16 protein-coding genes are annotated in these 15,307 nt (G+C 60.9%); 6 read left to right on the forward strand and 10 right to left on the reverse strand.

Translation table 11 applies throughout. The features are described from left to right. Positions 1–8 precede the first annotated feature (8 nt). The gene (locus tag AC1DXO_RS02270; protein ID WP_476976461.1) at positions 9–170 is read left to right on the forward strand and encodes a hypothetical protein; all 162 of its coding nucleotides are present in this window, start codon (positions 9–11) and stop codon (positions 168–170) included. 257 nt (positions 171–427) lie between these two features. Here AC1DXO_RS02270 and AC1DXO_RS02275 read toward each other — a convergent pair whose 3' ends face one another. After that, positions 428–2,152 (reverse strand): amidohydrolase, encoded by a 1,725-nt coding sequence (locus tag AC1DXO_RS02275; RefSeq protein WP_476976462.1) that lies wholly within the window; start codon positions 2,150–2,152, stop codon positions 428–430. Between the two features lie 42 nt (positions 2,153–2,194). Next, positions 2,195–2,968 (reverse strand): response regulator, encoded by a 774-nt coding sequence (locus tag AC1DXO_RS02280; protein WP_476976463.1) that lies wholly within the window; start codon positions 2,966–2,968, stop codon positions 2,195–2,197. A gap of 213 nt (positions 2,969–3,181) precedes the next feature. On the opposite strand from AC1DXO_RS02280, the gene AC1DXO_RS02285 reads away from it, so the two are divergent. From AC1DXO_RS02285 to AC1DXO_RS02305, 5 genes are all read left to right on the forward strand, one after another. Continuing rightward, on the forward strand, positions 3,182–3,487 hold the full coding sequence (locus AC1DXO_RS02285) for a hypothetical protein (RefSeq protein WP_476976464.1): 306 nt from the start codon (positions 3,182–3,184) through the stop codon (positions 3,485–3,487). 299 nt (positions 3,488–3,786) lie between these two features. Further along, a complete protein-coding gene (gene ctrA, locus AC1DXO_RS02290) occupies positions 3,787–4,488 on the forward strand; it encodes a response regulator transcription factor CtrA (protein WP_209715822.1) in 702 nt (233 codons plus the stop codon). 469 nt (positions 4,489–4,957) lie between these two features. Continuing rightward, a complete protein-coding gene (locus tag AC1DXO_RS02295; protein ID WP_476976465.1) occupies positions 4,958–5,482 on the forward strand; it encodes an arsenate reductase/protein-tyrosine-phosphatase family protein in 525 nt (174 codons plus the stop codon). Between the two features lie 270 nt (positions 5,483–5,752). Beyond that, positions 5,753–6,121: an ArsR/SmtB family transcription factor gene (locus AC1DXO_RS02300; protein WP_476976466.1), complete on the forward strand. Its 369-nt coding sequence runs from the start codon at positions 5,753–5,755 to the stop codon at positions 6,119–6,121. Positions 6,122–6,413: 292 nt separating this feature from the next. Continuing rightward, a complete protein-coding gene (locus AC1DXO_RS02305) occupies positions 6,414–7,118 on the forward strand; it encodes a DUF4142 domain-containing protein (protein WP_476976467.1) in 705 nt (234 codons plus the stop codon). Between the two features lie 144 nt (positions 7,119–7,262). Here AC1DXO_RS02305 and AC1DXO_RS02310 read toward each other — a convergent pair whose 3' ends face one another. From AC1DXO_RS02310 to AC1DXO_RS02345, 8 genes are all read right to left on the reverse strand, one after another. Next, a complete protein-coding gene (locus AC1DXO_RS02310; protein ID WP_476976468.1) occupies positions 7,263–8,243 on the reverse strand; it encodes an aldo/keto reductase in 981 nt (326 codons plus the stop codon). A 213-nt stretch (positions 8,244–8,456) separates the two neighbouring features. Next, complete coding sequence (locus tag AC1DXO_RS02315; RefSeq protein WP_476976469.1) at positions 8,457–9,305, reverse strand: CheR family methyltransferase; 849 nt, start codon at positions 9,303–9,305, stop codon at positions 8,457–8,459. Then, positions 9,302–10,483 (reverse strand): protein-glutamate methylesterase/protein-glutamine glutaminase, encoded by a 1,182-nt coding sequence (locus AC1DXO_RS02320; RefSeq protein ID WP_476976470.1) that lies wholly within the window; start codon positions 10,481–10,483, stop codon positions 9,302–9,304. The genes AC1DXO_RS02315 and AC1DXO_RS02320 overlap by 4 nt, the downstream gene beginning before the upstream one ends. Before the next feature lie 83 nt (positions 10,484–10,566). After that, entirely contained in the window at positions 10,567–10,932 is a 366-nt protein-coding gene (locus tag AC1DXO_RS02325) for a response regulator (protein ID WP_476976471.1), read from the reverse strand. Between the two features lie 25 nt (positions 10,933–10,957). Next, positions 10,958–11,401: a chemotaxis protein CheW gene (locus AC1DXO_RS02330; protein ID WP_023456500.1), complete on the reverse strand. Its 444-nt coding sequence runs from the start codon at positions 11,399–11,401 to the stop codon at positions 10,958–10,960. Then, positions 11,398–13,770, reverse strand: coding sequence for a chemotaxis protein CheW (locus AC1DXO_RS02335; RefSeq protein WP_476976472.1), 2,373 nt, complete (start codon positions 13,768–13,770; stop codon positions 11,398–11,400). The genes AC1DXO_RS02330 and AC1DXO_RS02335 overlap by 4 nt, the downstream gene beginning before the upstream one ends. Positions 13,771–13,980: 210 nt before the next feature. After that, positions 13,981–14,337, reverse strand: coding sequence for a hypothetical protein (locus tag AC1DXO_RS02340; RefSeq protein WP_476976473.1), 357 nt, complete (start codon positions 14,335–14,337; stop codon positions 13,981–13,983). 514 nt (positions 14,338–14,851) lie between these two features. Continuing rightward, entirely contained in the window at positions 14,852–15,298 is a 447-nt protein-coding gene (locus AC1DXO_RS02345; RefSeq protein ID WP_476976474.1) for an N-acetyltransferase, read from the reverse strand. Positions 15,299–15,307: the final 9 nt, after the last annotated feature.

A 15,307-nucleotide genomic window follows, 5' to 3' on the forward strand; every position in this document is an offset into this window, starting at 1 on the left:
GAGGTTAGATGAGCAACGATCATATTGAGAGCGGTCAAGACCGCCGTGTGCAGGAGGACCGTCTCGACACCGTGTTGCGCGAGGCCGAAAACAGCGGGGTCAGCGATCGCACGCTTCTGGATATAATGGCCGATGTCAAACGCAGGTTAAGGGCTGATGGGCGTGTATAGACTGTCGAAGTCGGCCGAACATATTTAAGGCAGTAAGAAACCCCACCACCACATCTCGTCAAAGCTCCGCTACGCTACGCATTTCCTCGTGCGGTCCCCCTCCCCACGCTTCGCGCAGGGAGATATAAGAGAGTTCGCGCTTTTTTTATATCTCCCTGCGCGAAGCCCTTGCGTAGCGTGGGGAGGGGGACCGCACGAGCGCGAAATTGGCGATAGCCAATGAGACGTGAGATGTGGTGGTGGGGTTTCTTGCTGCCTTAATGAGCCCTATACACCAGCTTGCCTTTATAGAAGGTCATCAGGCAGGTCATGTCCTTCAGGTCGGCGGTGGCGACCGTGTAGGGGTTGCGGTCCCAGATGGCGATGTCGGCCCATTTGCCCACTTCCAGCGAGCCGGTTTCCTGCTCCAGGAACAACTGGCGGGCGTTCCAGATCGTGTAGCTTCTCAGCGCCGTGTGGATATCGACCGCTTCGGCCGTGCCGAAGGGCTGCTTGCCGTAGATTCCATTGAGCGGCTGGCGCGCCACCGACGCCCACAGGCCGTAGCGCGCGGCCAGCGGCGTAACCGGATAGTCCGAACCGCCACCAAAGACGATATCATCGCGGCGATAGGTGGCCAAAGGCATCACGTGCTGCGAGCGCGCCGCGCCGAAGGCCGCGGGCAGGGCATCGCCCAGCCACCACAGGAACGGCGCCTGGATTTCGGGATAGCCGGAATCGAAGCGCTTTTCGAGCTCAGCCATGACTGCCAGGGCATGGTCGCTGGGGTGATGGGCGTGGATCAGGCTGAGGCGAAGGCCGTGCCGCGGCGTGGCCTCCAGAGCTTCTGCATAGGCATCGGCCGCCAGGTCTATAGCCTGGTCACCGATGACGTGCGTGCCGATGGAAATGTCCTCGGCGACGAACAGGCGGACCATATTGCGGAAGGTGCCGGGCTCGACCGTCGGATAGCCATGGCCGGTCGGGGCAGGATGGGCGGCATCGGCCGGATAGTCGTCGTTCATCCACGCGGTGCGCGCCATGGCGCTGCCGTCGAGCAGGATCTTGACGCCGCATACCCTGAGGTCGTGGCCGGCGATGGCGGCAGCATCCAGGCGGGCGTGCTTGACCGTGGCGACGACATTCTGTGCGCTGACCATGTCGGCGCCGGCGTAGAAGAGGACGCAGGCATGAAGGCTCAATCCGCCGTCGCGCGCCAGGCCGGCATAGGCATCCCAGTCGGCGGGCAGCAGCCACGGATCCTTGACGCCGGTCATGCCCTCGGCGTGCATCTCGTCCATGACATGCAGCAGGGCGGCACGCCTGTGCGCCGGGCTTTCCGGCGGCAGCCTGCTGACGACCAGCTGCATGGCGGCTTCCTTGAGAATGCCGGTAGGTTTGCCCGATGCGTCGCGATCGATGGTGCCGGCTATGGGGTCGGGTGTGGCCGCGTCGATCCCGGCCAGGGCAAGCGCCGCGCTGTTGGCAATACTGTAATGGTGCGTCGTGTTCATCAGCCACAGCGGATGACCGGCCGATGCGGCGTCCAGCTCGGTCAGGAAGGGCGCGCGATGTTCGGCCAGGGCGCCTTCGTTCCAGCCGGCCCCCTGCAGCCATTCGCCGGGCGCCAGCCGGGCGGCCTGGCCGCGGACGCCTGCCAGCAGGTCAGAGATGCTGGCCGTGTGGCTGAGCTCGAGATAGAAAAGTTCCTTCAGTCCGCCTTCGAGAATGTGAGCGTGGCTGTCGATCAGGCCCGGCGTCGCCGTATGGCCGGCCAGGTCAACGACCTGGGTGTTGTGGCCGATATACGGGCGGATGGTCGCGTCGCTGCCGACCGCAACGATCCGGCCGTCGCGGATGGCCACGGCCTGGGCCTGGCTGTCCTGATCGTCGACAGTGAGGATAATGCCGTGCATCAGGACCAGATCGGCCGCCGGCTGACGCGCCTGGACGGGCGAGGCCAGCAACAAAACCAGTCCGAAACCTATCAGAATGCGCCGCATCGCCAATCCCCTGGCCCGATCGCGGGCGCAGCGGAAGCTATGTCAGGCGATGACGCGCTGCAACAGCGATTCCGTCGCCTGGATCAGTTGTTCGGCGGAGAAGGGCTTGGGGAGTTGGACATCGGCGCCGACGACGCGGGCGGCGAGCAGCGACTTGTCAATCGTCATCCGATCGTCAAGGCCGCCCGACATGGCGATGATCTTGACGTGCGGCCAGGTGGCGCGGATGTGTTTGATACCGGCGATACCGCCCATGCCTGGCATGAAGATTTCGGTCAGGACGATGTCGACTTCACCCATCCGGACATTTTTCAACGCATCCTCGACCATCTTGGCCTCGCTGACGCGGTAGCCCTTGTCGCTGAGGGCGTCGATGGCCAGATGGCGGACAGCGCGGCAATCGTCGATGACCGCAATATGGACGCGGCGCGCGACGACGGGCTTGAAGACCTGCGCTAAGCCCAGCAGCTTGCGGAACTGGGCGTCGTCGAGCGTGTCGTTCACGGTGAAATTGGCGCCGGCCTGAAGGGCTGCCAACAGGGCTGAGTCGCCGTCGTGGAAGCGGTCGCCGGTGATCATGGCGGCAATAGGCATGGCCGGCGCCAGCTTGCGCAAGGTGGGCAGGTGGGCGAGGGCGGATTCGCCGCGCAGGGTGAGATCGATCAGCATCAGCTGAAACGGTTCGACATTCAGCAGTTTGCAGGCCGATAGGATGTCATGACAGATAACCACGCGCCAATGGGCGTCGGTGATCAATTGCCCAATCCGGTCAGCTTCCAGCTTGTCGTCTTCGACGATCAGAGCCGTGCCCTGCATAGGCCTGCACTCCTCTGCGACTTGTCCCATTAACTTGAAAAAGTAACGCGAAAGTCCAGACTAACAGACAGGCCTTTACCGGATATGAATTGCGTAACCGCGTTCGGGCTTTCCCAAAAAGTTGAACGGCGTCAAGGCGAAAGCGGTGGTATTATGGTTCGGCTGGGCCAAGGTGACTTGGAATGGGGCTGCGGACGCAACCGGAGACTATCCATGTCCATGACACGAGATGCAGGCCATCAGGCGCTCGACTTCAATATCGGCCGTATCCTGCAAATGTACCTGACCGGCGACCTGAGCGCCGAGGTCACCCACAACAACCTGACGCGGTTTTTCAACGGTGCCCCGGAATGGCGCGGTGATATCGATACATGGTTGATGCGCCGTCTCGAGGATATGCGCGACGGTCATGATGCCAATGTCGTGCGTCGCGATATAGTACGCGTCGCCGCGGCGGCGGAGCGCCATGACGCACATTTGCTCGACATGCTGCAGCCCGGCCATGAAAAAGCGCATTAGGTTGCGCGTCTGATTCAAACCTGCCCAGTTCCTCCCGAAAGTGAGTCAGATTTCACACAACAGTGTGATTCAAAAGACTCTATGGTCAGAAAGATCGACAATTTCCTGTGAATAAAGAGTCTCGTTGACTCGGGACTCTTGCCCCCGATTCGCAAATCACCGTACGCGAATGTGTCATCTTTCGGACGGAATTATTAAGCTTAACCAATCTTAAGGGATTTGCTGATTAGCATACGTCCTACGGGCGGATGCATGGGCTTCCGCAATCCTGTCTAGCCACCAAGCCGGGAGGGGCTTAAATGCGCGTACTACTAATTGAAGACGATAGCGCCACGGCGCAAAGCATCGAGTTGATGCTTAAGTCGGAAGGTTTTAACGTCTATACGACCGATCTGGGCGAAGAAGGCGTTGATCTGGGTAAGATCTACGACTACGACCTGATCCTTCTTGACCTCTCCCTGCCCGACATGTCCGGCCTGGAAGTCCTGCGTCAGCTCCGCGTCGGCAAGGTCAACACACCGGTCATGATTTTGTCGGGTACCGCCGAAATCGAAACCAAGGTCAAGACGCTCGGCGGCGGCGCCGACGACTATATGACCAAGCCCTTCCATAAGGACGAACTGATCGCGCGTATCCACGCTGTTGTCCGTCGCTCCAAGGGCCACGCCCAATCCGTTATCCGTACCGGTGACATCGTCGTCAACCTCGACGCCAAGACTGTCGAAGTTTCCGGCAACCGCGTTCACCTGACCGGCAAGGAATACGAAATGCTGGAGCTGCTGTCGCTCCGCAAGGGCACGACCCTGACCAAGGAAATGTTCCTCAACCACCTGTATGGCGGTATGGACGAGCCTGAACTGAAGATCATCGACGTGTTTATCTGCAAGCTGCGCAAGAAGCTGGCCGTGGCCGCCGATGGCAACCACTATATCGAAACCGTCTGGGGCCGCGGCTATGTCCTTCGCGACCCGCACGATCAATCGGGTACGGTTGCCGCCTAACGCGTCCGACGCCTGAATATCAAGAAGCCCGCCATCCTCTCGTGGCGGGCTTTTTGTTGTCTGCCTGTTTCATCTTATGCGGTTGGCGAGCGACGTCAATCGGACAGTCCTCCACCGTAGCCCGCAGGGCGTTACGGGGGAGGTGGCGCGGCTTGTCCGCGACGGAGGGGCTTCATGCTCACTTTCGAGTAAATACGATCCGGACAAATGACATGGAATTTGGCTTGATCTGGTGAAGTGCCCCCTCCGTCGCCGAAAAGCGGCGACACCTCCCCCGTACGTTCCGCTTCGCTGCACTACAGGGGAGGACTGAAAGTAGCCGATGTTCCTTAGTGCCTGTACGTTCTACATTTTTGACATTTAAGTCGAAATTAACCGGATTTCTCAATCGGACACTAAATTCTTGCTGATAACCTTGTTCTGGTAAGACGAAGCAATACGCTTCGCCGTGGTTAGGGGCAGTAAGAGTATGACGACGCCGGCTTTTCGGACGTTCAACGTCCTGTTTTTGTGTACGCATAATTCCGCCCGGTCGATCCTGGCCGAGGCCCTGCTGAACCGGCTGGGTGCCGGACGCTTCGAAGCCTGGTCCGCTGGCTATGATCCGGTCCCGGCAATCAGCCCCTACGCCCTGGCGCTGCTTCACAAGATCAATTACAACCCAGGCCGCCTGGCGACCAAGCCGGTCACCGCCGTGATGGGCAAGCACGATCCGGCATTCGATTTTATCATTCGCCTTTCGCCCGATCGCCGCGGCAGTCCGCGCAACCCGCAATTCAAGGGAGATCCGGTCATTGTCGACTGGCACCTGCCCGATCCATGCGACGTAATCGGGTCATCGGCCACCATCGCGGCCGCCTATGCCGATGTATTCAGCGTCCTGGCCGGGCGGATCGATGTCCTGGCAAACCTGCCCGTCGCCCATCTGGAAAGCGCGACCATCGGTGTTCGCCTGGAGCGGATGGGGGAGGAGCATTTGCGGCTGGCGTCATAAAACCGCTCAGTCGCCGCGAGGCTCCTCGCACGAACTCGGGCGCGCACTTGCGCTTGCCAGGTCGGAGGTGACCTGGAGGAGACGTCTCCCCCACAAACGTTTGCAAAACCAGAGCGTGTCCGGCAAGCCGCCGGGCGCGCTGTTTTGTTACCGCCTGCGGCAATATAATGGGGATATTCGCGCGATATTTGGCTGCTGCGCCTTTAAGTTTCCATAGTTTTGTAATAGTAGAAAATGACAATTATGAGTTAGTTCCGGTAAGGTCGAATTATGACGAGCGATGACGCGGTGGTGAATCTGTTTGCTCTGGCCCATCCGGGGCGCCTCAACGTATTTCGCACCATCGTCAAGGCCGGCCCGGACGGCATGGCCGCCGGCAAAATCGCTGAAAGCAACGGCATTCCCGCCAATACGGCCTCGACCCATCTCAGCATCCTGACCGGTGCCGGCCTGCTGAACGCCTACCGCGATGGCCGGTCGATAATATATCGCGCCAATTTTACGCATTTTTCCGAATTGATCGGATTCATGCTGGAAGACTGCACCGAAAACCACCCGGATGCGTCAACCTCCCTGCGCGATTATTTCAAAAGTCACCCGGCAACTGAGGCGCCGGCCCGCGCTGCTAAAGCCAAGTAGAAACAATTTGGCCTATACAGCCTGCGGTGTAGCGACCAAGCGGTCTCTGACAGTGGGCAGTTCACTATCATCGATCGCCTGATAAACCGGAAAATTGCCGTCTCAGGGCCGCAATTCTGCTGTAATCGGGCTAATATTTATGAGTCTCTGATATATTTCGCGACCAATACGCGGTCTTTGTTTGCCGTAAAAGCTGTGCGCTGTCACATTTATACCCATACGTAATGACATTCTCTTCAACCTGCTTGGGGCTGATCAAACAGCCACCTATAAGCATACAAAGGAGACTGTTATGAAAGCGACTTCTGCTTACAAGATTACGGGTATTCTTGCGGCCCTCACACTTGCCACAGCGTTCGGCGCGAACGCACAGGATGCCCAGACAACCGAACCGGCTGCACCGCCTGTTGTCGCTCCGGTGACACCGGCGACTCCGACAACCCCCGATACATCGACGACTCCGCCGGAGACCGTTCCCAATACGGCGACAACGCCTGATACGGGTGCCACGCCGCAGCCTGAAGCGCCGGCCGTCGCCGACGCCACGCCGGAAACGACCATCCTGGCACCCAAGGATTTCATGCAGCAGGCCTTCCTGGCCAACGAGTTTGGTATCGCTGCCGGCCAGCTCGCTCTGCAACAGGCTGAAAGCGCCGACACCAAGGACGCTGCGCAGCAGGTGCTCAATGACGGCCTGAAGGTCCGCACCGACATGGTCGCGGCGATCCAGGGCTCGAGCGCGGATATGCACTTCGACCAGGCCTGGACAGACGAGTACAAGCAAAAGCTGGCCGATCTGCAAGCCAAGAAAGGCGCTGAGTTCGACAGCCAGTATCTGGCGACCCAGGGCGAGATCACCAACCACTCGACCGACCTGTACAGCCAGTTCGCCAGCACAGCTCCGGACGACTCGGTGAAGACCTTTGCCGCCAATACCCTGCCGACCCTGCAGGCCGAGGGCGACAAGCTGGAATCCGTCTCGATGGGCGGCCAGTAAATCTGAATCTATTCCAAGCTGCGAATGACGTGACTTATCGCAGCTTGGCAAGGGCGACCGCCCGCCGCGCACGTTTGCGCGAGCCATGCGGCGTTTGAGCTAAAAAATGCAATGGCCCCCGGTTCGACGCCGGGGGTTTTTTTGTTACCTGTTGACCATGGCCAGGCTGACCGCATTGTAGCGCGGCCCGGCGAAACCGGTTTCGCGAATGACGTCTTCGACATCGGCCAGGTCGCCGGCCGACAGATTGACGTTTGCCGCACCCATATTTTCTTTCAGACGATCGAGATGGCGCGTGCCGGGAATGGGCACGATCCACGGCTTTTGCGCCAGCAGCCAGGCGAGGGCCAGTTGTGCCGGCGTAATGCCCTTCGATGCCGCGATCTCTTTCAGGGAATCGACGGCGCGTGCGTTCGTCACCTTGTTGTCACCGGTAAAGCGCGGCTGACTGGCGCGGAAGTCGCTATCGGGCAGGTCGCCGAGTGCGCCGGTAAGAAAGCCGCGGCCGAGCGGCGAGTAGGGCACGAACCCGATGCCTAGCTCTTCGAGGATCGGCAGGATTTCTGCCTCCGGGTCGCGCGTCCACAGCGAATATTCGCTTTGCAGCGCAGTGACCGGATATTCGGCGTGGGCCCGGCGGATCGTGTCGGCGCCGGCTTCGCTGAGGCCGAGGTGGCGCACCTTGCCTTCACGGATCAGATCGCCGACCGTGCCGGCAACGTCTTCGATGGGCACGTCGGGATCGACACGGTGCTGATACAGAAGGTCGATGACATCGGTCTTCAGCCGTTTCAGCGAGGCGTCGACGACCTCGCGGATGTGGACGGGGCGGCTGTCGGTACCGGTCAGTGAACCGGCCGGCGCGCCGATTTTAAAGCCGAACTTGGTCGCAATCACCACCTTTTTGCGGACGGGCTTCAGCGCCTCGCCGAGCAGTTCCTCGTTGGTAAAGGGGCCGTACACTTCAGCGGTGTCGAAAAAGGTCAAGCCAAGGTCGACTGCGTCGCGCAGTAGCGCAAGGCATTGGGCGCGATCAGACGGACCATAGGCCCAACTCATACCCATACAGCCAAGACCGAGGGCGGACACTTCAAGTCCGCTATTACCGAGTTTGCGCTTTATCATGAGGCGTCCTCCCACAGGCGAAAACGCCTATGTGGGTGCACACGACCAACTGCGAAAGAGCATATATCGAATTTCCAACGCCAAAATGACCATTCTCATTTGGAGTTGGCAAGGGCGCCAAAATACGTCACTTGGCCGCCGCGCACGTTTGAGCGAGCCCAGCGGCGCTTGAGCTCAAGAAAAAGCCTAAGCGAATTTGCTACGCAAATTGGCTTAGGCAGCGCCGGCCCGAAGCGGGCGGGACTGCGTCATCGACTGGTTCTTGATATAGAGGCCACGCAGACCGGGCATCGGCTTGAAGACGTCGGTAATGCCCAACACCGTTTCGGCGGCGCCGAGCAACAGGTAACCGTCGTCGGGAAGCAGGGTGGCGATCTGTTCCAGGACCTTCTTCTTGGTCTCGAGGTCGAAATAGATCAGCACATTACGGCAATAGATGACGTCCTGGCGGCCGATCAGGCGCAGGTCTTCGAGCAGGTTAAGCTTCTTGAAGCGCACCGACTGACGGATCTTGGGCGAGATGCGCCACATTTCGTCGATCTTTTCGAAATGCTTGACCATCATCTGGATCGGCAGGCCGCGCTGGACCTCGAACTGGGTATAGAGACCGGCCTGGGCCTTTTCCAGGCAACGGTCGGAAATGTCGGTGGCCAGGATGTCGAGATTGACGCGCGGATACATCATCCGCATGTCTTCCATCAGCATGGCCAGCGAATAGGGCTCCTGGCCCGTCGAGCAGGCGGCGCACCAGATCTTGACGTCGCCATTGATGCGCCCGCGCGCCAGGGCCGGCAGGATGTCGCTGCGGAATTGGTCGAACGGCAGCTTGTCGCGGAAGAAGAAGGTTTCGTTCGTCGTCATCGCGTCGGTGACGGTCGTCATCAGCTTCTCGTCGCGCTTGGTGCGCAGGGCGGTCAGCAGGGCCGAGACATTGCCGAAGCCTTCCCGACGGGCGACGGGCGCCAGGCGGGATTCGATCAGATAGGTCTTGTCGGAGCCGAGGATCAGACCCGAGCGCGCTTTGAGCGTGGCGGCCAGGTGATCGATATCGTCGGGTGTCATGGTCTTTCCCCTCGGGCGAAGGCTCTGCAAGCCTGGGCGAGGCCGTCTATCGGCCGGATGATTTCTGCAAGGCCGGCTTCGGCAATGGCGCCAGGCATACCCCAGACAACGCTGGAGGCTTCGTCCTGGACCATAACCGTGGCATTGACGTTGGTGAGTGAAGCGGCGCCGTCGCGGCCGTCGTGGCCCATGCCGGTCAGCACGACGGCGAGCGCATGGTTGCCATAGACTTCGGCGGCGGATTTGAACAAGGGATCGACGGCGGGACGGCACCAGTTGACCTGGGGCGTCTGGTCGAGGCGCAGGGTGGGTAACCCTAACGGGCCCCGCACCGTCATGTGAAAATCGCCGGGCGCAATATAGATGTGGCGCGATTCGATGTTCATGCCGTCGGTCGCTTCCACAACCTTCTGCGGCAGGGCCTTGTCGAGGTGTTCGGCCAGGATCGTGGTGAAGGTCGCCGGCATGTGCTGGACGATCAGGATCGGCTGCTTCCAGTCAGGGCCCAGGGCCAGCAGGAAGTTGCGCAGGGCCGGCGGACCGCCGGTCGAGGCGCCGATGAACAGGGCGTCGATGCGCTTGGGACCGGGGCGGGGGCGCAACTGGACAACGGGCGCCGCCGGTCGGACAATCGGTTGCATCGGCGCGGAGGGCGATGCGGCGGGTGTAGACGGGACGTAGGATGTTGAAGGCGCCGGCGTTCCGGTATTGGATGGCGCATAGGGAGCCGGTGCCGGTGCGGCGCTGCCGCTATGCATTTGCGCCGCAGATGGTGGAATCGGCCATTGCCGGGTCCGTCCGCACAGGGCGCGAATCTTGGTCAGTAGTTCGGTGCGGAAGCCGTCGGCGCCGCCGATACGGCTGGAATCGGGCTTGGGGATATAGTCGGCAGCACCCAGTTCCAGGGCGCGCAGGGTGACATTGGCGCCGCGTGTCGTCAGGGTCGACGCCATCAGGACCTTCAGGCCCGGCTTGGCGGCGATCAGTTTCGGCAGGGCCTCGAGCCCGCCCATATTGGGCATTTCGATGTCGAGGATCAGGACATCCGGCTGGATTTCCTTGACCTTTTCAATACCCTTGGCGCCATCTATGGCCAAACCGGCCAGCACCATGTCCGGCTCTTGCTCAAGCCAACGCGAGATCAGCCCCCGCACGACCGCCGAGTCGTCGACGATCATGATTTTCAGGGGCCGCAGACTAGCGGCTGGATTCGGATTTAAGGCCATTTACAAACTGGACGCAAAGGGATGAAAAAAAGCGTTTAGATCAGGCCGACTTCGGAGAACTTGGCCTCGAGAATTTCGCCGTCGAACGGCTTCATGATATATTCGGATGCGCCTTCGGTCAGGGCTTCCGTGATGTGCGCCAGATCGTTTTCAGTGGTACAGAAGACCACGACCGGATCCTTGCCGCCGGCTTCCTTGCGCAACTGACGCAGGAAGGTGATGCCGTCCATGACGGGCATGTTCCAGTCAAGCAGGATCGCCGCCGGCATCTTGTCCTTGCAGGCATTCAGCGCTTCGAGACCGTCATTGGCCTCGACGACTTCGAACTGCAGGTTTTCGAGAATGCGACGGGCCACCTTGCGAATAACGCGGCTGTCATCGACGACGAGGCAGGTTTTCATCCGGAAGACTTCCTATGGGTAAGCGTTACGCAGCCTTCAGGTGGGCGGCGTCTAATAGCGTGTGTGGATCCAACACTATCAGAAGTTCCTTTTCCAATTGATAAACGCCGACGATTATTTCGGCCCAGCGTGGCGGAAGATTACCAGGTGCTGCGTGGAACTTTTCGTCGTCGAGTTTCAGGACTTCATCGACCGAATCGATGACCAGACCGTACGAGTCGCCATGAACCTCCAGGCCGATGGCCAGGGGCTCGGGACTGCCTTCCGGGCGCGGCGGCAGACCTAGGCGGCGACGGGCGCAAACGGCGGTGACGATGCGGCCGCGCAGGTTCAGCACGCCGGCGATTTCCGACCGCGACAGCGGTACCGGCGTCAGGCCGCGGGGATGGAAGACATCGTGGACGCGGGCGGCATCGACGCCGAACAGCTGACCGCCGACGCGGAGGGTGACGTAATCGCGCAGGCTCATGCCACGGCCCTTTCACTGGAAACAGTACCCGCAGGCTGGCGCTGATGTTCGGCCAGGCCGCGCAGATGATAGTAGTCGACATCGAGGATTTCGCAGGCCTTGCCTGCCACGACCGCGGTGCCGCGGACGCCCGGCCGGTCGGCCGACAGTTCGATCTGCAGACGGTCCTCGACGACATCGACGATTTCGTCGACCGCCAGGCCCATGGCGTAGCCCTCGCCGGTGAAGACCAGCAGGGGCTGGATGCCTTCCTGCTTGATATCGAATCCGCCGCCGACATTCAGTATGGGCATCAGCTTGCCGCGATATTGCAAGGCAGCCCGGCCTTCCATGCGTTCGATCTGCGACGCCTCGACGTGTTCGAGACGCGTGATATGGGCGAGTTCGACCGCCTTGGGCGCGCCGCCGCCGGCCTTGAATAGCAGCATGGCGCAGCGCTGGCTGGTGCCGCTATCGGCGCTGTCTTCGGTTTCTTCGCTCTGCTTGTCTTCCAGCATGTTGCCGGCGCGTTCCGACAGGGCGTTGGGGTCGAGAATCAGGACAACCGAGCCGTCGCCCAGGATGGTGGCGCCCGAGAAGACATCGACCGCGCGCAGGATGGTGGCCAGCGGCTTGACGACGATTTCCTCGGTGTCCAGGACGTCATTGACCACCAGGCCGTAGCGGCGTTCGCCGACCTGGATGACCATGACGAAGGTCGGGTCTTCGTTCTTGGCTTCTTCGAGTTGCAGCGTCGGGCCCAGCTGGACCAGCGGCAGCAGCTTGTCGCGCAGGCGCAGGACCAGGGCCTGTTCGATACGCTCGATCTTGTGTTCGGCGGTGGCGCCGGTCCGGACCAGCTCCATGACCGAGGTCTGCGGCACGGCGAATTTCTGCTTGCCGGCGCCGACGATCAGGGCCGAGACAATGGCCAGGGTCAGCGGGATCTTGATGGTGAAGGTCGTGCCCTGGCCCGGAACCGAGGTCAGGTCGATCTGGCCGCCGATCTGCTCGATATTGGTGCGGACAACGTCCATGCCGACGCCGCGGCCGGACAGGTTGGTGACCTTGGCCGCTGTCGAGAAACCGGGGGCGAAGATATAGCGGTGGACCTGCTGGTCGCTGAGGCTTTCGACCTCGGTGCGGGTGACCAGGCCTTTTTCGATAAGCTTTTCGCGGATGCGCCCCGTGTTCAGGCCGCGGCCGTTGTCGGCGATGCGAATGACGATGTAGCCGCCTTCATGGAAGGCTGCCAGCTTGATCGTGCCGGTGGCGGGCTTGCCGAGATCGATCCGTTCCTGGGTCGGTTCCAGGCCGTGGTCGGCCGAGTTGCGCACCATGTGGGTCAGCGGGTCGCGAATCAGTTCCAGGACCTGACGGTCCAGTTCGGTGCCTTCACCGTCCATGACCAGGTCGATCTTCTTGCCCAGTTCGTAGGACAGGTCGCGAACGAGGCGGGGCAGCTTCTTCCACGCCGCGCCGATCGGCTGCATGCGGGTCTTCATGACGCTGTCCTGCAATTCGCCGGTCAGGGTCGACAGGCGTTGCAGCGGCGTGGCGAAGGCGGAATCTTCACGCGTGCGGCTGATCTGCAGGAGCTGGTTGCGCGTCAGCACCATTTCCGAGACCAGGGTCATCAGGCCTTCGAGCACATCGACGGAAACCCGGATCGACTGCGTGGTGGCGATACCCATGGCGTCTTCACCGCCCAGGCCGGCCAGGGGCTCAGGTGCGGCGGCGGCCTTCGCCGGCTCGGGCGCTTTGGCGGCGACGGGCTCGGGCGCCTTGACCGGCTCGGGCGCGGCCACGACAGCCGGTTCCGGCTCGTTCATCCAGTCGGGGGCTTCGGCGGCCAGGAAGGCGGCTTCCAGTTCGGCTTCGGAGACTTCGCCGGGACGCAGGTTACGTTCCGGTTCTTTTGAAATGACCTGCGGCAGTTCGACAGCCTCGACCTCGGCGCCAAACGCGCGGACGGGCACTTCGACGGCCTGGACGGCGGAGAGGTCGACCTGCTGGCCCTCGGCCATGGCTTCGAGCTGTTCGATCAGGTCGTGATCGTCGCCGTCGGGTTCGTTGCCGGTCGCTTCCAGGCCGGCCAGAATCACCTTGATGCGGTCGATGGAGTGCAGGACCAGGGTGACGGCAATCGGCGTGACGTCGAGCTTGCCGTCACGAAAACGGCCCAGCAGGGTTTCTCCGGCATGGGCGACAGCTTCGAGGCGTGACAGCCCCAGGAAGCCGCAGGTACCCTTGACGGTGTGGACCAGGCGGAAAATATTATCGAGTGTCTTACGCTCGTTCGGGTTGGCTTCGAACCGCACAAGTTCGGAATCGACGACCTCAAGGCTTTCAGCTGTCTCGGTCAAAAACTCGGCAATTAAATCGTCCACGGCGTTCCCCGTTTGCAAAACCGAGCCGCCGGCGATACGCGCAGGCGGACTCATTCTCGGGGCATTGTGGGGATGTTTGGTTAAGGGATGGTTCGCAAAATCTTTATAAAGTCTGAATTCTACAATTTTTGCGGAAGTGTCGGCGTAAGCCGCCGAATGGTCAGGCGATGACCTATATGAGTCCATCGCCGAAGACTGCGGTCCAGGCGTTTAGCAGGGCCGCGCTGTCTTCTTCGGTTGTGATTGTGGTGCGCCGAGCGCCAGCGCTGCCCCCTCAAGCGCCAGGGCTGCGTCGCTCCACGGTTTCACGAGGTAAACGTCGTCTTCGTTGTCACTAGCATAGGCGTCGTCGCCGTCGCACGCTCTGGCAATGCGGAAAACCAGATCATGGATAACCTCTAGTCCGCCATAGACCGGCGAGCCTTCCTCTATGCCCAGTAGGAACAAAACGCCGTCCGGGCTGTCATCGTCACTGTTGAATATCTTGCCTCGAGTCGCTGCCCAACGGCGAAATTCGCGGTCATAGGCCGCGGAAGCGTCGTCATGACGGCTAGTCAGTCGCTTCATCTAAAGTCGAGGGGGCTGCATTGCCCGAACTGAAAAGTGACCCCTCCGGCCCTCCGGGCCACCTCCCCATCTTCGATAGGGAGGAGGGAGGCAAGGCATGCCGAAATCCAACTTGACACCCTCCTCCCTGTTGCGACGCAATGGGGAGGTGGCCCGGAGGGCCGGAGGGGTCATTTGCGACAGAATGGGTCAAGTTCTTTCTTCGCAGTTCCATCACGATGGTTGAGAAGGCAGTGAAGTAGGTCACATTTTAGAAGAAGCATCAGACTAGCCGTCAACCGTTCGGCTTCTGAACGCGACGAGGTCGACTCCCGTTCCAGCGACGATCACGCTTGCTTCTGTTGTGTTGACAACGATGTATGGAGGCCCGCCGTTTTGGACACGGACAATCTGGCCTGGCCGCGCGTGGCGCATAGAGGTGTCGTCGCAGTCAGCGACATAGACAAGCCCGGTGCGGCCATCCGTGGGACGAAGGAAAGACAAGAGGCGTCCGAGCGCGGGTAGGGGCATGTGTTTATGGATTTCCGGCCGGTTCGCTGAGGAGCGTCGTCAATGCGAGAATGGGGCCGTACTTTGGATGATCGACCTCGGTAAATCCGCGACTGCGAAGGAATCTCTGAAGTCGAGTATTGGGACGAGCGCAGGTCAGGGCATGCACATTCCAATGTATCGCGGTATAGCCCCGGTCGGCGGCGTAGTGTTCCACGGCTTTCCACAGTACGAGCAGCACGCCTTCCCCGCCGCCGTCGACATGGACCAGGTTTACGGCCAATTCACGGCCGTAACGATTGAACTCGGCTAGGACATGGGCGGTGCCGATGTGGAAGGCGAGCGGACGTCCAAAACGCAGCAGCGCATCCTGCTCGTCATTGCTGAGCGACTTCAGGTCTTTCAGGGATAGGCCTTCGATGTCCATGAGCGCATGAATAAAGGCTTGGACGCGCGGTGTCCATGAGGCCATCGCCGTCGA

This window comes from Asticcacaulis sp. P2_C5 (genome assembly GCF_056404555.1).